Below are 15,752 nucleotides of genomic sequence, written 5' to 3' on the forward strand. Positions count from 1 at the left end.
GCGACCCGCGGCCGGTGGTGGGGCGAACGGAGGTGTGGCGATGCTCGCCAAGCAGCGCCAGGCGGCGATCCTGGACCGGGTCCGGGTCGCCGGCGGGGTCCGGGTCAGCGACCTGGCGAGTGAGTTCGGCGTGTCCGACATGACCATCCGGCGGGACCTGGAGTCGCTGGCGGACCGGGGCCTGCTGTCGAAGGTGCACGGCGGGGCGACCGCCGCCGCGCCGGGCTCGACCGACGAGCCGGGGTTCGCGGCGAAGTCGGCGCGCCAGCGCGCCGAGAAGGCGGCGATCGCGGCGCGGGCCGCCCGGCTCGTCGCGCCCGGCATGGCCGTGGCGCTCTCGGCCGGTACGACCACCGCCGAGCTGGCGTACCGGCTGGCGGCGGTGCCGGGGCTGACCGTGGTGACCAACTCGATCCCGGTCGCGGAGGCGTTCCACCGGTCCGGGCGCGCCGACCAGACCACCGTGCTGACCGGCGGGGTCCGTACGCCCTCGGACGCGCTGGTCGGGCCGGTCGCCGAGGCGGCGATCCGCTCCCTGCACCTGGACCTGCTCTTCCTCGGCGTGCACGGGATGAGCGAGCGGGCCGGGCTCACCACGCCGAACCTGCTGGAGGCCGAGACGAACCGGGCGCTGATCGGCGCCGCGCAGCGCGTCGTGGTCCTCGCCGACCACACCAAGTGGGGGGTCGTGGGGATCTCGTCGATGGCCCGGCTGACCGACGTGCAGACGCTGGTCACCGACGCGGGGCTGCCGGCGGCGGGGCGGGAGGCGCTGGCGGCCGCGGTGGGCGAGCTCGTCGTCGTCGCGGCGCCGGGCACCCCCACCTCGGCGTTGCCGGCCGCGCCGGCGCCGCCCCTATAATTGCTGGACTGCAAGCATCCGGCGGGCGGTCCCGGGACGAGAGGGCGACGCTGTGGGCTTCAGTGTCACGTACGCCGAGCGGGAGGGGATCGCTCGGCTGCGGTTGACCGGTGAGCTCGACATGACCAGCGCGCCGGAGTTCAACGAGGCGGTCGACCGCCTGATCGGCACGGGCTGGTACCGGCTGCTGGTCGACCTGGCCGAACTGGACTTCTGCGACTCCATCGGGATGGGTGCCCTGGTCCGCGGCGACAACCTCGGCACGGCGGCGGGCGGGTGGCTGCGGATCACGGGTGCGACCGGCCGGGTGGCCCGGGTGCTGCGGATCAGCGGCCTCGGTGACGTCCTCGGCTACGACGGGGAAGGCGACGACCCGATCGCCCTGCTGCGTCCGGTGCATGGACCGGGTGAGGATCGCGGCGGCGACGGGTGATGGGATAGATTGCCCGCCGGCGGACGAAACGCGCCGATCGTTCTCCGACCCGACCCCGGATCAAGGCAGGTTTCTCACATGGTGGCAGGCAGGTCGGGACCGGTACGGATTCTCGTGGTGGACGACGACCCGGGGGACGTGCTGATGATCGAGGAGGCCCTGGCCGACTCCGACGTCGACAAGGTCATCGATGTGGTGAGCGACGGTCAGGAGGCGATGGAGTTCCTGCGCGGGCAGGGGCGGCACGCCGGCGCCCCGCGTCCGGACCTCGTCCTGCTCGACCTGAACATGCCGAAGATGGACGGGCGCCAGGTGCTCGGCGAGGTCAAGGGCGACCCGGACCTGCGGACGATCCCGATCGTCGTGCTCACCACGTCCAGCTCCGACACGGACGTCATCGGCAGCTACACCCTCCAGGCCAACGCGTACGTGACCAAGCCGATCGACCTGGACGACTTCAACGACGTGGTACGCCGGATCGACGAGTTCTTCGGCCGCGTCGTGGTGCTGCCCAAGCAGTCCTGATCGGCCGCTGACCAGCCCTGACCGGGCCCGACGCGCCGGCTCCGACCCCACGGGTCGGCCCTGGCTCGACGCCCGACCCGGCGGTCCGGCCACAGCCCGAGGTCGGCCCCGAGGCCGGCCGTGGCCGGCATTGTCCCCGCTCCCGGGCGTCGCCGTGTGGGCTTCGGTAACCCGCCCCCGGCGCCTCGAATAATGAATATTTTTCTTGACTTAGCCGGATTTGCCGGGCGCGGCTCGCCAGAATCTGAGGTGGGAAGAGGGAGCCAGCTGCCTGGGGGGCGAAAGCATGGAGTTCTCCGTCGTGCACATCGGGTACGACCAGGATCAGGTCGACTGCTGCCTGGACGAACTGGACGAGCGGTTGACGCGGATGGCGGCGCGGGCGGAGAGCGCCGCCGGACTCGATCCGGAGATCGACGCGGTACGGGCCGGTGTGGATCGGCTGCGCGGGCTACTGGGGGGCAGCCGCCCCGAACCCGGGCCGGGTCCCGTGCCGGCCCCGGCGGGGCTGACGGTGGCCCGTGCGGAGACGGAGGCGGCCGAGATCCTGGCGCGGGCCCGCGAGGAGCTGACCGCGGCGCGCGAGGAGGCCCGGCTGGTACGGGACCGGGTCTACGCCGAGGCGGTGCAGGCGCGGCGGGACTTCGAGGCCGCGCTCTACGCCCGGCGCCAGCGGGAGCAGCGGGTCGACGAGATCCTGCGCGAGGTCACCATCGTGCCGGAGCCGGTCGAGCCGACCCCCGCGCCGACGGGGGTGCCCGCGACCCGGGTGGCGGCCAGCGGGGCGGCGGAGCGGGCCACCGAGCGCTGACCGGCCCGGACGTCGATCAGCGACGTCCGGCCGGCGACCGGGCTGGCCGCCGACCGGGCCGGCCGCCGATCACCGGCCGGCCCGGACGCCGGGCGCGGGTGCGTCCAGGGCGCGCCCGCGGCCTCAGGCGAGCAGGGCGGAGACGACGGTGGTCGCCGGACCCTCGTGCGGGGCGTAGGCGTCGGGGAATGCTGAAACCTGCACCGCCTGGGCGGCGCTGGTGACGCTCATCTGCTGCCAACCGGGGATCTGGAGCAGCGCCGCGAAGAACTGCTCGGCGGCGTACGCCGGCCGCATCAGGTCGGCGACCGCGCCCCAGCCGCTGCTGCTGCGCTGCTGGAACAGGCCGACGGAGTCGTTGTCGTACCCGACGCCCTGGTTGGGGTAGTCGAGCGACTCGGGGACCGAGGCGTTGGCCAGGTTGTAGAGGTTGCTCTCCTGCATCGCGGTGGCGATCGCGACGATCAGGCCCTTCCGGGGGACCTTCATCCGCACGCCCACCTTGACGATGGTGTTCGCGTTGTCCATCTGGGCCTGGGTCAGCCCGGCCACCGGCTTCGGGCGCGCCGGCTTGGCCGGCTTCGGCGCGCGCTTGACCGTTTTGCTGGGCGACGGTGACGGGGTGACCGGTGGGGCGGTGGCGGTCGCGCTCGGGGTGGCGATCGGCTCGATCGGCTCCCGCTCGTACCGCGACGCCCGTTGGTCGGCGAGCTCGTCGGCCCGCTGCGCCGCGAGCGCGCTGTCCAGCGTGTCCTGGCGGTCCACCGCCGACCTCGACTCGTTCGTGACGACGAAGGCCAGGCCGCCGGCCATCATCGCGGCCAGGCCCAGCCGCACCGGCAGCGCCGAGTAGACGGGCGCGAGCCGCCGGCGCAGGTCGCCGCGCATGCGCGCGGCCCGGTGCCGCCCGGTGGCGATCGACCGAACGGGGGAGGGGGGTTCCACCGCCCGGTTGTCCGCGCCGCCGTCGATGACTTCCTGGTTTTCCGTCTCCTTGCCAAGCACCCGGTGAGGTTAAACATCGTTCAGATCGATCTCATCTTCTCCCGGCGTGCCCTGCGTCACAGTTTCCGCAGTTCAGGCGGGCAGTCGGGTCGGCCAGGGGCAGCCGGGGTCGCCCGACGCAAGGCGGGAATGTCCGGATTGCGACCTGTGGGGGCACGACCCCGGGGCAGATCGGGCGCGCCGGTCCGCGCCCGCCGCCGCGTCGGGCGGGTCGGCCGTTCGGCTGATGGGTACGCCGGCGGGTCGGGTCGCGCCGGGTTGGGCCGAAGGGGTCGCGGGCCGTTGACGGGAGATCGAGAAAGATGCTTCCATCTATGTGTTAATACTCTTAATAGTTTCCGGAGGTCATGGTGAAGCCACCGGTACGACTGGCCCTGGTCACCGCCGCGCTCGCCGCGGTGGCGGCGGTACCCGTCCTCTCCACCGCACCCGCCGACGCGGCGGAGGAGTCGGTCCTCTCCCGGGGCAGACCCGCGACCAGTTCGTCCGTCGAGGCGGCGGAGTACGCGGCCGGGAACGCCGTCGACGGCGACGCCGGAACCCGGTGGGCCAGCGCCGAGGGCGCCGACCCGCAGTGGCTCCGGGTCGACCTCGGCGCGGTCCGTACGATCACCCACGTGACCGTCGCGTGGGAGACGGCCTTCGCCCGGGCGTACCAGATCCAGACCTCGACCGACGGCGCGGCCTGGACCACCGTCTACTCGACCGGCGGCGGCGACGGCGGGGTGGACGACCTGACCGGACTGGCCGCCTCCGGCCGTTACGTGCGGCTCTACGGCACGGTCCGGGGCACCGAGTGGGGGTACTCCGTGTGGGAGCTGACGGTCTACGGCACCGGCGGCGCTGCGACGCCCAGCCCGACCCCGACCGGGCCCGGGACGGGCGTGGATCTCTTCGACCCGCACAAGAAGGACATCGCCATGCAGATCGTCTCCAGCGCGGAGAACTCCTCGCTGGACTGGCGGGCGCAGTACGGGTACATCGAGGACATCGGTGACGGGCGCGGCTACACCGCCGGCATAATCGGATTCTGCTCCGGCACCGGCGACATGCTGGAGGTGGTGCAGCGCTACACCAACGCGGTACCGGGCAACGTGCTCGCCAAGTACCTCCCCGCGCTGCGGGCCGTCAACGGCACCGACTCGCACGCCGGCCTGGACCCCGGCTTCCCCGGCGACTGGCGTACCGCCGCCCGGGACCCGGCCTTCCAGCGGGCGCAGGACGCCGAGCGGGACGAGACGTACTTCAACCCGGCCGTCAACCAGGCCAAGCAGGACGGGCTGCGCGCGCTGGGCCAGTTCGTCTACTACGACGCGATCGTGATGCACGGCCCCGGCAGCGACCCGGTCAGCTTCGGTGGCATCCGGGCCACCGCCCTGAGCCGGGCCCGGCCGCCGTCGCAGGGCGGCAGCGAGGTCACGTACCTGCACGCGTTCCTGGACGCGCGAGTGGCGGCCATGAAGACCGAGGAGGCGCACAGCGACACCAGCCGCGTCGACACCGCCCAGCGGGTCTTCCTCAACAACGGCAACCTCGACCTCGACCCGCCGCTGAGCTGGCGGGTCTACGGAGATCCGTACACCATCAGCTCCTAGCGCGCGCAACAACCGCCATTCGAGATCATGGCTGGAGTTCGAGGCTGAGGCGGCGTGCGTAGTGGGCTCGTCTCGCTCGCGCCTGGTGGCGGCGTTGGTCACGCGGATGGCGCCCTCCCGTATCGGATCGGGAGGGCGCCCATCTGGCTTGGCGACCGGGCTACGCGCCCAGGATCGGTCCGGGGCCGCTCCGTAGGCCTCGAATCAGCACAAAGTCCCCGTCGGTGGAGGTTACGTGCACGATGCCGCTGGTGCGCACCATGTCGCCGGCCGGGACGGTATGGACTCCCGGGGTGATCTGGACACCCGGTCGCGAAAAGTGCGTGGCGAAGACATCCACCGGCTGGGTGCCCGCGACGGCCCCCGCCACGTAGACGGTTTTCGTCCCGTCCAGGTTGTTCTTGATGAAGGCGTAACCGCGATCGGTCGGTGTTCTGGTCATAACGGGCTCCTATCGGTCTGGATACGGGTTTCTCCGGTGGCGAACAGCGGCTCGTTGGCGGCGACGGGCACGCCGAACATGACCTGCCGCCAGTCGCCGGAGTACGCGTAGATGCCGCAGGACGTAGCCACTCCCAATCTGGCCGGCACCCGGGACGCTTCGATGTGGCCGTTCGAGTGACCCATGTCGTAGATGCTGTCGAGGCTCCGCCACAGCGAAAAGCTCAACAGCGTTCGTTGTTTCCACTGCACGAGTACGGTGCCGCCGAGGTAGCCCTCCGCCACGCGCCGTATCTCCTTTTTCAGCCGGTAATGCTTGGCCAGGATGACCAGCAGCCGCCATAGGCTTGGGCATTCGAAACGTGTGATGACCACCTGGCTGCGAGGGTCACTGACCCGTCCGACTCCAGTCACGACCACGCTCCCACCATTACGACGACGGCCAGGCCGACCTGCGCGACGCCCAGCGTCCGTCGCATCGGGGCGAACCATGGACGACTGATGTCGACCACCTTGGGCAGCGCCCAGTAGACGCTGCGCACCACGACCGCGATGACGCTGATCAACGCCATGGCAGGCAGCACAAACCAAGCGGAGCCCGGGGACAGCAGACCCACCGCCGCCAACCCCACCCACAGCAGCGAGGTCGACTTCTGCGTGGTGAACAGCAGGCCGAGATCGAGACCCCAGACCAGCCCGAGCCGACCGGGCGCCATGGAACGGACATACTTCTGAGGCACCTGACGCCACACGTGCGGCGTTCGGTTTCTCATGTCGGCGACGCCGAAGGCCGCGACGAGGATTCCCAGCAGGACCTCGCGAACGAACGCGGGTACCACCAGCGCCACGGCGGTGGCCAGCGCGTAGAGTGCCGTAGCAAGCAACATGGCCGAGACCAACTCGCCGACCATGAGTCCGGCGAGGAACCGGCTACCGTCGGCCTTGCTGCGTCGAAGCATCGGGCCGGCGACCCCGGCCATGGACTGTCCTCAAGGGCTCAGGACCTGCAGGACTGCTCCGACTCCCGCGACGACCAGCCACGTGACCATTTTTGATCACTTCAAACGATTAGCTGTGCAGGCATTGTGCGGACGACTGGGCGTTGCCCGCCGTCTCACAGCAGGTGCAGTACAGCGAACCACTCACCGCGCAGCCCCAGATGTACGAGGCTCTGGCGTGGCAGTCGTTGTAGTCGATGTAGTTCGGATCCCCCGGGGGGTGCTCGAGGTTGCAGCACTGCGGGGCCCGCGGAGCGGCGCCGGCCATCTCGGGCTTGGCCGCGAACAGGGTGGCGGCGGAGGCGATGGCGCCCGCCCCGATCCCGCGGAGAACACCGCGACGTGATCCCCGGATCGTGCTGATGAGCTTTTTCTTGCTCATGACACTCCTTCCCGTGCCTTGACTTCCCGTGCCTTGACGACAGTCTGGATAAGGTCGGTAGCCTTCGTGAACGAGTACGCCTGGGCCAGTGCTCCTCTCTCCATCAGCAGTCCGGTCGGACTGATGTTCACGCCGAAGTTGCCGGAAATCCACGCTCCTTTCTCGTCGACCAGGTGTGGGTAACGGGCCAGCGAGTGGCGCGCGGCGAACTCCTCGCCGATGTTCCGCCCCGCCGCCGAAACGAGGACACCGATCGGGATGTCCAGCTTGTCGGGGGCGAGCAGCGCCAGTTCCTTGGCCACGTTGGTGCAGGTGCTGCAGACCGGACTCAGGACCAGAATCAGCGCCTGCGGAGCATCCCCGAGCGCGCTCAGGTCGTCGGGCCAGTGTGTCGGGGCCGTGCCCTGCTGGAACTCCGTGAGCGGCCGCACGGGGTCCTCGGCCGGCTCGCCGTCCGGGATGCGTCGCGCCAGCTCGCCCACCATGGCGTACAGCACGACGATGGCGAGGGTGATGAGCAGGAAGGCGATCGGCAGGATGACACCCATGACGACTACTCCGTTCTTGCGCGCAGAGCACTGACCATCACTCGGATGCGGTCACGGTTCGACCAGAACAGCCATCCGATCGACGCGATCGCCGTGCACATCGAGGTGTAGGCGGCTACGTTCGCGGGCTCCGCCGGCGGCGGTGCCCAGAAGTTCACGGCGGCCACCAGAAGCAGGAGCAGGCCCGCCGCGATATTGACAGTGCCCAGCGGCCTCGTGCTACTGGCACCGAAGCAGCCGCACGGCTGCTGGCTGCCCTTCAGGAGCCCCGCGACACCGAGCAGCACGAAGCCCGCGCCGAGCAACGCCACCAGGATTTGGCCTGGAAGCCGCAGGGTCGCGATGACGGTCGAGAGCGCGGCCAAGCCCTCCGCCAAGGCGGTCGCGCGCACAATGCCGCTACCGGATCGCATGAGCCCGGGGAACAACTCGGAAAGTGCGGAGGCGGTCAGCCCTGGCGTGACCAGCTTGCCGGCACTGGCACGTATCAACAGTGTGGCCAGGACGACGTTGCCGCATATCAGGACGCTATCTGTGGCGCTCATAGCGGCCCGAATGGCCAAATTGGACGTGCTGAGACGACCATTGATGACCCCCTAAGTGGCAGATCTCGAACGTATCGGTGATCTCCACTGTCGTCAATAGGAGATCAAAGTGCGGGCGGCATGAGCAGGCATTGAAGCACGTCGCGACGAGCGGCCCGTGGGACGTCACGCCGGTACGTCGCCGACCGGCGTGCCGGATGAACGCGGCGACCAGCCCGGGTCCCGCCTCGGCGCGACATGATCGACAGAACGTCCCGACCCGGTCTCCCGTCGTTACGGGTTTGATCATCAGCGGCTCCGATAGGCTCGTCCTGGTGGCCGCGAGCATGATCGAACCGTCCGACGGGGGGCCGGCGGGTACGCCGCGCCGCCGGCGCGGCCTCCTGATCACCCTGGCCGCGCTGCTGCTGACGGCGCTCCTCGCCGGGCACCGGCTCGTCCCCAACGTGCGCGGCATCGGCAGCATGGTCGACAGCGTGACGCCCTTTTTCGGCCTCGGCGTCCCCGTCCTGGCGCTGGCCGCGCTGCTACGCCGGGCCTGGCTCGCCCTCGCCGCGCTGCTGCTGCCCGCCCTCGTCTGGGCCGGACTCTTCGGCCCGGCCTGGCTGCCCCGCGGGCACGCCGGCCCGGCCCAGCTCCGGGTGGCCAGCCAGAACCTGCTCGCCGCCAACCCGGACCAGGCCGCCACCGTGACCAGGCTCGCGGCCAGCGACCCGGATCTGATCGCGTTGCAGGAGCTGGAGCCGGGAACCCGGGACCGGGTCGGGCCCGGGCTGCGCGAGCGGTACCCGTACCAGGCCAGCAAGAGCACCGTGGCGCTCTGGAGCAGGTTTCCGATCCGGGAGTACGTCGGGGTCGACACGGGGCTGGAGTGGACCCGCGCCCTGCGGGCCGTGGTCGCCGCGCCCGGCGGCGACGTCGTCGTCTACGTGGCGCACCTCGGGTCGGCCCGGGCGGGGCGGACCGGCACCCGGGACCACACCCTCGCGATGCTCGCCGCCGCGGTACGGGCCGACCCCGCCGGGCGGCTCATCGTGCTCGGCGACCTCAACACCGCCACCACCGACCGGGTGATCACGCCCCTGACCGACCTGCTCGGCGACGCCCAGGCCGACGCCGGGCGCGGGCCCGGTTTCACCTGGCCGGCGGCGCTGCCGCTGATCCGCCCCGACCACGTGCTGTACCGGGGGCTCACCGCCACCTCGGCCGGCGTGCTGCGTACCCCGGCCAGCGACCACCGCGCGGTCACCGCCGCCTTCCGCGGCTAGGCCGCGTCCTGCCCTTCCGGCTCGGCGCTCGGCTACGTGGCGACCCTCGGCGGCTGACGCGGCGCGGTGACGGCTACGCGGCGGGCGGGTGCAGCGCGCCGGTCAGGGTGACGTGGCCCCCGCCGGCGACGCTCACCACGCCGTCCCCGTCGAGCGTGGCGCGGATGGTGCTCGGCCGCCCCATCGCCTCGCCCTGCACGATGGTGAGGGTCCGGTCCGGACCGAGCCGGCCGTCCCGGTGCAGCAGGGCGGCGAGCGGTCCGGCGGCGGTACCGGTCGCCGGGTCCTCGTCGAGCCCCATCCTCGGGTTGAAGAAACGCGTGTGCGCCCGGGCCCCGGTCGCGTTCGGGTCCAGCCAGGCCAGGTAGACCCCCTCGAAGTCGAGCGCTTCGGCGAGCGCGATCAGGGCCGCCCGGTCCGGGGTCGCGGCCGCGAGCGCGTCGCGGGCGCGCAGCGGCACCATCAGGTGGGCGGCGCCGGTGTCGGCCACCTGCGGGGCGAAGAGGTCGGAGACGTCGTCCCGGCCGAGGCCGACCGCGCGGGCGACCAGCTCGGGATCGGCGTACGCGCCGAAGCGCGCGGCCGTCTGGCGCAGCTCCAGCAGCCCGTCGGCGCCGACCGCGACCGGCAGGCGCTCGGTGCCGATCAGCTGGACGACGGCACCGCCCGGGCCCGGACGGGCGACCCGACCCGTCTCGAAGAGCCACCACCAGGCCCCGAGCGCGTTGTGGCCGGCGCCGAAGACCTCCACCCCGCCGGCCGTGAACGAGCGCAGTTCCCGCGTCGCCCCGTCCCGCCCGGGCAGCACGAACGTGGTCTCCGACTGGTTCAGCTCGCGGGCGACGGCGGCGTACCACGCCTCGGGTACCGTCCCCGGCCAGCCGGTCAGGTCGACGACGGCGAGCGGGTTGCCGGTCAGCGGGCCGTCGCCGAAGACGTCCACCAGCGCGAAGGGCAGCCGCCCGCCGGCCGGCTCCGGGTCGGCCGGACGCTCGGCCAGCTCCTGAAACAGGGTGATCTGCAGGTCGCCGGGGGTCTCCAGCCGGGAGTTCAGCGAGTTCCAGGGCGTACGAGTCGGCGGGGCGACGAGGGCGGCTCCGCCCGCGACCAGCGCGTCCGTGGCGGCCTCCGCCCGGTCCACCTGGAAGGCGAGGCGGATGTGCGGGCTCACCGGCCGGCCCACCTCGACCCGGTCGATCATTTCGCGCTGCGCCGGATTGGCGATCTCCAGCGTGGCCCGGCCGGCGTCGAGGATGACGACGCGCGCGCCGCCCTCGCCCTGGAAGGCGGCCTGCGGCCGCAGGTCGAGGACGTCCCGGTACAACGCCACGGCGGCCTCGTAGTCGGCGGCCTCGACGACCACGCGCAACTGGTGGACCTGGTTCGCTGGGGGCTGTTCCGGCATGTCGAAGATCGTAGAACGGCGCGGGGGGCGCCGCTGGCCGCGCGGGCCCGCTACGGCTGCTGGTTGCGCACCCCGACCGGCTCGACGCTGACGGTGTGCCGGCCGGCGCCGTCGCTGGAGAACGGCCAGAGCCGGTCGGCGTATTCGGCCAGGTCGCTGAGCTGCTGGCGGGTCAACCCGGTCGACGAGATCCGGGCCTGTACGTCGGCGTGGTAGTTGCCGTCCTCGTCGCGCCCGAGCCGGGCCTCGGCGCTCACCCGTACCGTGTGCGCCTCGTCGGTGATCTCGCTCGCCGCCTCGACCGCCGCGTGGTGCAGGCAGGAGGCGAAGGCCGCCGCCAGCAGCTGCTCGGGCGCGAGCCCCGTGCAGTGCGGCGCGAGCGGCGAGGCCAGCGCGGTCGAGAGTTCGCCGTCGTCGGTACGCAACCGGCCGCCCTCGGCGGTGGCCACGGCGGCGCGTACCCAGGACTCCGTTTCCGGCATTCGCGGTCCCCCCCCGTCGGTCTTCCGCGGGCTACCCGGTGCCTCCGGCCCGAAACCCGCCGTCGCCGGCCGCCGCGGTGGTCGCCAGGATCACCTCGGCCACCAGGTCCGGGTCGTCGTGCATCGGTACGTGCCCGCAGCCGCTCAGCTCGACGTGCCGGGCCAGCGGCAGCCGGTGCCGGGCCAGCGCCGCCTGCCGGTACGGCAGGATCCGGTCCCGGGTGCCCCAGGCGACCGTCACCGGCACCGTCGGCTCGCCCCGGAAGACGTACCCGCGACCGGCCCGCGCCACCGCCTCGAAGGCGCGGCCGAGGCGCAGCGCCCGCGCGTCGGCGAACGCGGCCTCCGGCGCCAGCCGGCCGGGGCGGGCGAGCAGCATGCCGAACGAGAGCGCGCGCAGCGGGCCCACCCGGAACAGGCCGCGCAGCAGCGGCGCCGGCAGCCGGGTACCGAGCCGGTGCGCCCGCAGTACGCCTACCGCCCAGCGCAGCTCCGCCGGGGTGCAGAACCCGGCGGGGGAGATCGCCGTCGCGGAGGCGGCCCGGCCGGCGGCGGCCAGCTCCAGGGCGATCGCCCCGCCCAGGCTGTTGCCCGCCACGTGCGGGCGGTCCAGGCCGAGCGCGGCGCAGACCGCCGCCACCGCGGCGACCACCTCGGCCATGTCCCGGGGCAGCCCGGCGGCCGGTACCGGCGAGCCGCCGAAACCCGGCAGGTCCAGCGCGATCACGTCGTGCCGGGCGGCGAGCCGGTCCAGCACCGGCTGCCAGGCCCGCCGGTGGTGCCCGATGCCGTGCAGCAGCACCAGCGGCTCGCCGGCGCCGCGCCGGTCGAAGACGACGTCGGGCAGCACCGTCACGCCCCCTCGGGGCGGGCGTCGGCGGACTGCGCGGCGCCGGGGCGCGGCGCGGGAACCGGCGCGGGGGCCGGCGTGCCCTCCCGCGCCGCGGTGTGCCGCCCGAACGAGCGACCCAGGGCGCGGACCTGCTCCTCCAGCACCGGTACCGACCGGCGGGCGCCGCGGCCGAGCACCAGGTCGCTCACCGGGCTGAGCACCAGGGTCCGGGCGGCCTGCACCAGCCCGACGGCCCGTGGTACGTAGACCCGGCGGCGGCGCCGCTCGACGGCGTCCACCATGGCCTCGGCGCAGGCGGTGACCGAGGTGGTCGAGCCGACCGGCCAGGGCAGCCGGTCCAGCGCGGCCCGGAACGAGGGAAGGTCCTCCCGCGCGTCGCGGACCAGGTCGGTGTCGACCCAGGACGGGTGGGCGGTGCCGACGCGTACGCCGTGGTGGGCCAGTTCGAGCCGGATCGCGTTGCCGAACTGCTCCACCCCGGCCTTCGAGGCGCAGTACGCGGCCATCCCCGGCAGCGCCGCGAAGGCCGCCGCCGACGAGACGAGCAGCAGGTATCCCCGGCTGGCGATGAGCGCCGGCGCGGTGGCGGCGGCGGTACGCATGACGCCGATCAGGTTCACCTCGACGGTACGGACCTGCGCCTCGACGTCGCCGGCGGCGACGGTACCCCGGTTGGCGACGCCGGCGTTGGCGACGACCGCGTCGAGCCGGCCGAATGCCGCGAGGGTGCCCCGCACGGCCGCCGTGAGCGCGGCCTGGTCGGTGACGTCCGCGCCGAACCAGACGTGGTCGGGGCCGAGTTCGGCCCGCAGCGCCGCCAGCCGTTCCGGCTCCAGCCCCACCAGCGCGAGCCGGGCGCCGCGGGCGGCGGCGAGCCGGGCGGTGTGCTCGCCGATGCCCCGCGCCGCCCCGGTGATCAGCACGACCTCGCCGGTCAGCCCTCGTCCCACGTCGCCCCCTCTCGTCGTGCTCCGCGCACCGGCACGCCCCGGCGGTCCGGGCCGACCGGTACGCCGCGGAACGCGCGGGCGTCGAAGCGGCGCGTCCGCAGCCAGTACGACCAGGTGTAGCCGGGCCAGACGGTGGAGTTGCGCCCGTTCGCGTCGAGGTACCAGCTCCGGCAGCCGCCGCGCAGCCAGACCGTACCGCGCATCCGCCGGTCCACCGCCGCGACGAACGCGTCCTGCGCGGCCAGGGTCGGCTCGACCGCCCGGGTGCCGGTGCGGTCCAGGTGCCGCAGCAGGCCGAGCAGGTAGTGCAGCTGACTTTCGATCATGAAGACCACGGAGGTGTGCCCGAGGCCGGTGTTCGGACCCAGCAGCAGGAACAGGTTGGGGAAGCCGGCCACCGAGGTGCCCCGGTAGGCGCGCATCCCGTCCCGCCACGCGTCCGCGAGGCGCTGCCCGTCCCGGCCGCGGATCCGCGCGGCCAGCGGCACCTCGGTGACCCGGAAACCGGTACCGAGGATGATCGCGTCGACGGCGCGGACCGTGCCGTCGCGGGTGACCACGGCGTCGGGGCGTACCTCGGCGATCCCGTCGGTGACCAGCTCGACGTTGTCGCGGAGCAGGGCGGGATAGAAGTCGTCCGAGAGCAGCACCCGCTTGCAGCCCATCGTGTAGCTCGGCGTGAGCGCGGCGCGCAGCGTCGGGTCGGCGACGGCGGCGCGCAGGTGCCGGCGCGCCATCGCCTGCCCGAGGCGCATGGCGGCGGGGTGCAGGAAGGCGGCGGCCCGCCACTCCCGTCCCCAGTAGACGGCCGCGCGGGCCGCCCACCCCGCGACCGGGGCGGCCCGCAACAGCCGCCGGGCGGCCGTCCCGGTGGGCCGGTCGTGGCGCGGCAGGATCCAGGGCGGGGTCCGCTGGAAGAGGTGCAGCCGCCGTACGGCCGGGGCGATCCGGGGCACGAACTGGACCGCCGAGGCGCCCGTACCGACCACCGCCACCCGGCGGTCGCGCAGGTCGTACCCGTGGTTCCAGCGGGCCGAGTGGAAGACCTCCCCGGCGAAGCGGTCGAGCCCGGGCAGCCGTGGCACCGCCGGCGCCGAGAACGGCCCGGTGGCCAGCACCAGGACCTGTGCCCGGTAGCCGCCACGGGAGGTGTCGACCAGCCAGGTGCCGCTGTCGCCGTCCCAGGTCGCGCCGGTGACCTCGTGGCCCAGCCGCAGGTACGGCGCGAGCCCGTACCGCGACACGCAGTCCCGCAGGTACGCCCAGATCTCCGGCTGTCCGGAGAAGCGGTGCGACCAGTCGGGGTTCGGGGCGAACGACAGCGAGTAGAGGCGCGACGGCACGTCGCAGGCGCACCCCGGGTACGAGTTGTCCCGCCACGTGCCGCCGACCTCGTCGCCGCGTTCGAGGATCACCAGGTCGTGGTGGCCACGCTGGCGGAGCCGGATCGCCGCGCCGATGCCGCCGAAGCCGGCGCCCAGGATGGCGATCCGGACCCGCTGACGCCCGTCGTCGGTTGTCACGGCCGCTCCCACCGCCGCCCGGCGGTGAGCGCCGCCGCTCTCACCGCGCCTGCCGGTGTCGGGTGATCGCGCCCACCGGTCGTCTCCGGCAAGTTACCACCGGGTAGCCAGCGGTGGAAGGCGCGGCGGCGATCCGGGATGGATCAACCGGGCCAGGCGATCGCGTCGAGGAACTCCTCCACCGCCACGACCACCCGGCCCAGCACCGCCACCGAGTCGGTCAGCGGGCCGGGCACGTACATCCCGTGGTTGGCACCCTCGACCTCGAAGACGTGCGGGGAGAGCCGGCGGGCCAGGGCGCCGTCCCAACTCCTGTCGGCGGTGCCACCCACCAGCAGGAACGGCGCGCTCGCCCGGGCCAGGGCGGCGGCGACCCACGGCAGGTGCAGCAGCGGCGTGATCCACACGGCGGGCAACGAGCGCTCCGCGGCCAGCGCCGCGGCGTTCGACCCCAGCGACTTGGCGATCAGCAGCGGACGCCGGTCGGGCACCTCGTGCGGGCCGCGCCCGTCGAGCCTGTCGAGCAGCGGGGCGACCTCGCCGCGTACCCAGCCCTCCGTCCGCGCGTCGTCGAGCGGCTCGGGCGGCTCCTGCGACCACGAGTGCCGGTGCACCGTCGCGCCCCGCCGCTCGGCCGCGTCGCCGGAGTACATGAGCAGCGGTGCCCCGGGTCCGAACCATAGGCCGGGAACGACGACAGCGTCAGCCATGCCGGCGAGCCTAGGAGATCGGGCGCTGGTACCGACAGCCGGCCGATCGAACCTTCGCCCACGCCGGTACGGTCGCCCGCCGCGCTCGCGACCGGGTCACGGAATCAGATACCAGAAGTACCAGCCGCCGGCGCCCCGGTCGAAGTAGCAGCCGTCGGTCTCGTAGTCGAACGACGCGACGATGCGGTACACCTCGCACGTGCCGTAGTCCGAGAAGAACGGCGAGAGGGCCCAGAAGCCCTCGGCCGTGGCGGGCGCGGAGACGCTGACCCGCTCGCGCGGCGCCTCGGCCGCGGTGGTGGTCGCTGCCGCCGCCGGCGCGCCGAGTGCGAGGACCCCGGCCGCCACCGTCAGGGCCAGGGCGGTCGCCCGACCGGTTCTCTTCATGTCTCGACTTCCTCTCCGTCCGCCGCTCC

The 15,752-nt window shown here is 73.1% G+C and carries 20 protein-coding genes; 6 read left to right on the forward strand and 14 right to left on the reverse strand.

All coding sequences use genetic code 11. The features are described from left to right. Positions 1 to 40 precede the first annotated feature (40 nt). The 4 genes from AB0J86_RS32190 to AB0J86_RS32205 all read left to right on the forward strand — a co-directional run bounded on the left by AB0J86_RS32190 (position 41) and on the right by AB0J86_RS32205 (position 2,631). Positions 41 to 862 (forward strand): DeoR/GlpR family DNA-binding transcription regulator, encoded by an 822-nt coding sequence (locus AB0J86_RS32190; RefSeq protein ID WP_363861434.1) that lies wholly within the window; start codon positions 41 to 43, stop codon positions 860 to 862. Between the two features lie 52 nt (positions 863 to 914). Continuing rightward, positions 915 to 1,295: an STAS domain-containing protein gene (locus AB0J86_RS32195; RefSeq protein ID WP_363861435.1), complete on the forward strand. Its 381-nt coding sequence runs from the start codon at positions 915 to 917 to the stop codon at positions 1,293 to 1,295. A 78-nt stretch (positions 1,296 to 1,373) separates the two neighbouring features. Continuing rightward, complete coding sequence (locus AB0J86_RS32200) at positions 1,374 to 1,820, forward strand: response regulator (RefSeq protein WP_363861436.1); 447 nt, start codon at positions 1,374 to 1,376, stop codon at positions 1,818 to 1,820. A gap of 286 nt (positions 1,821 to 2,106) precedes the next feature. Then, complete coding sequence (locus tag AB0J86_RS32205) at positions 2,107 to 2,631, forward strand: ATPase (RefSeq protein ID WP_363861437.1); 525 nt, start codon at positions 2,107 to 2,109, stop codon at positions 2,629 to 2,631. 123 nt (positions 2,632 to 2,754) lie between these two features. Here AB0J86_RS32205 and AB0J86_RS32210 read toward each other — a convergent pair whose 3' ends face one another. Further along, the gene (locus AB0J86_RS32210) at positions 2,755 to 3,636 is read right to left on the reverse strand and encodes a hypothetical protein (RefSeq protein WP_363861438.1); all 882 of its coding nucleotides are present in this window, start codon (positions 3,634 to 3,636) and stop codon (positions 2,755 to 2,757) included. A gap of 347 nt (positions 3,637 to 3,983) precedes the next feature. Between AB0J86_RS32210 and AB0J86_RS32215 the strand changes: the two genes are divergently transcribed. Beyond that, positions 3,984 to 5,231: a chitosanase gene (locus AB0J86_RS32215; protein ID WP_363861439.1), complete on the forward strand. Its 1,248-nt coding sequence runs from the start codon at positions 3,984 to 3,986 to the stop codon at positions 5,229 to 5,231. Positions 5,232 to 5,391: 160 nt separating this feature from the next. Here AB0J86_RS32215 and AB0J86_RS32220 read toward each other — a convergent pair whose 3' ends face one another. From AB0J86_RS32220 to AB0J86_RS32245, 6 genes are all read right to left on the reverse strand, one after another. Next, positions 5,392 to 5,673, reverse strand: a complete 282-nt coding sequence (locus AB0J86_RS32220; protein ID WP_363861440.1) for a hypothetical protein — start codon at positions 5,671 to 5,673, stop codon at positions 5,392 to 5,394. Then, positions 5,670 to 6,086, reverse strand: a complete 417-nt coding sequence (locus tag AB0J86_RS32225; protein ID WP_363861441.1) for a hypothetical protein — start codon at positions 6,084 to 6,086, stop codon at positions 5,670 to 5,672. Before AB0J86_RS32225 ends, AB0J86_RS32220 begins: the two co-directional genes overlap by 4 nt. After that, a complete protein-coding gene (locus tag AB0J86_RS32230; protein WP_363861442.1) occupies positions 6,083 to 6,652 on the reverse strand; it encodes a hypothetical protein in 570 nt (189 codons plus the stop codon). The genes AB0J86_RS32225 and AB0J86_RS32230 overlap by 4 nt, the downstream gene beginning before the upstream one ends. A gap of 88 nt (positions 6,653 to 6,740) precedes the next feature. Next, on the reverse strand, positions 6,741 to 7,052 hold the full coding sequence (locus AB0J86_RS32235; protein WP_363861444.1) for a hypothetical protein: 312 nt from the start codon (positions 7,050 to 7,052) through the stop codon (positions 6,741 to 6,743). Then, positions 7,049 to 7,600, reverse strand: coding sequence for a hypothetical protein (locus AB0J86_RS32240; RefSeq protein WP_363861445.1), 552 nt, complete (start codon positions 7,598 to 7,600; stop codon positions 7,049 to 7,051). Before AB0J86_RS32240 ends, AB0J86_RS32235 begins: the two co-directional genes overlap by 4 nt. A gap of 5 nt (positions 7,601 to 7,605) precedes the next feature. Continuing rightward, positions 7,606 to 8,145, reverse strand: coding sequence for a MauE/DoxX family redox-associated membrane protein (locus AB0J86_RS32245; protein ID WP_363861446.1), 540 nt, complete (start codon positions 8,143 to 8,145; stop codon positions 7,606 to 7,608). A 314-nt stretch (positions 8,146 to 8,459) separates the two neighbouring features. Here AB0J86_RS32245 and AB0J86_RS32250 point away from each other — a divergent pair, with 314 nt between their 5' ends. Further along, the gene (locus tag AB0J86_RS32250; protein WP_363861447.1) at positions 8,460 to 9,413 is read left to right on the forward strand and encodes an endonuclease/exonuclease/phosphatase family protein; all 954 of its coding nucleotides are present in this window, start codon (positions 8,460 to 8,462) and stop codon (positions 9,411 to 9,413) included. 73 nt (positions 9,414 to 9,486) lie between these two features. On the opposite strand, the gene AB0J86_RS32255 is transcribed toward AB0J86_RS32250, so the two are convergent. The 7 genes from AB0J86_RS32255 to AB0J86_RS32285 all read right to left on the reverse strand — a co-directional run bounded on the left by AB0J86_RS32255 (position 9,487) and on the right by AB0J86_RS32285 (position 15,723). Continuing rightward, on the reverse strand, positions 9,487 to 10,818 hold the full coding sequence (locus AB0J86_RS32255; protein ID WP_363861448.1) for a PhzF family phenazine biosynthesis isomerase: 1,332 nt from the start codon (positions 10,816 to 10,818) through the stop codon (positions 9,487 to 9,489). Between the two features lie 50 nt (positions 10,819 to 10,868). Beyond that, positions 10,869 to 11,300, reverse strand: a complete 432-nt coding sequence (locus AB0J86_RS32260; RefSeq protein WP_363861449.1) for an OsmC family protein — start codon at positions 11,298 to 11,300, stop codon at positions 10,869 to 10,871. 31 nt (positions 11,301 to 11,331) lie between these two features. Continuing rightward, positions 11,332 to 12,156, reverse strand: coding sequence for an alpha/beta fold hydrolase (locus AB0J86_RS32265; RefSeq protein ID WP_363861450.1), 825 nt, complete (start codon positions 12,154 to 12,156; stop codon positions 11,332 to 11,334). Beyond that, positions 12,153 to 13,103 (reverse strand): short-chain dehydrogenase/reductase, encoded by a 951-nt coding sequence (locus tag AB0J86_RS32270; protein ID WP_363861451.1) that lies wholly within the window; start codon positions 13,101 to 13,103, stop codon positions 12,153 to 12,155. The genes AB0J86_RS32265 and AB0J86_RS32270 overlap by 4 nt, the downstream gene beginning before the upstream one ends. Then, entirely contained in the window at positions 13,088 to 14,626 is a 1,539-nt protein-coding gene (locus AB0J86_RS32275; RefSeq protein ID WP_363861452.1) for an NAD(P)/FAD-dependent oxidoreductase, read from the reverse strand. Before AB0J86_RS32275 ends, AB0J86_RS32270 begins: the two co-directional genes overlap by 16 nt. 143 nt (positions 14,627 to 14,769) lie before the next feature. Beyond that, positions 14,770 to 15,336, reverse strand: coding sequence for an alpha/beta hydrolase (locus AB0J86_RS32280; protein WP_363861453.1), 567 nt, complete (start codon positions 15,334 to 15,336; stop codon positions 14,770 to 14,772). 96 nt (positions 15,337 to 15,432) lie between these two features. Beyond that, on the reverse strand, positions 15,433 to 15,723 hold the full coding sequence (locus AB0J86_RS32285) for a hypothetical protein (RefSeq protein WP_363861454.1): 291 nt from the start codon (positions 15,721 to 15,723) through the stop codon (positions 15,433 to 15,435). Between the last annotated feature and the right edge of the window lie 29 nt (positions 15,724 to 15,752).

Origin of the sequence: Micromonospora sp. NPDC049559, from assembly GCF_040676675.1 — a bacterium.
GTDB lineage: Bacteria > Actinomycetota > Actinomycetes > Mycobacteriales > Micromonosporaceae > JBFAPK01.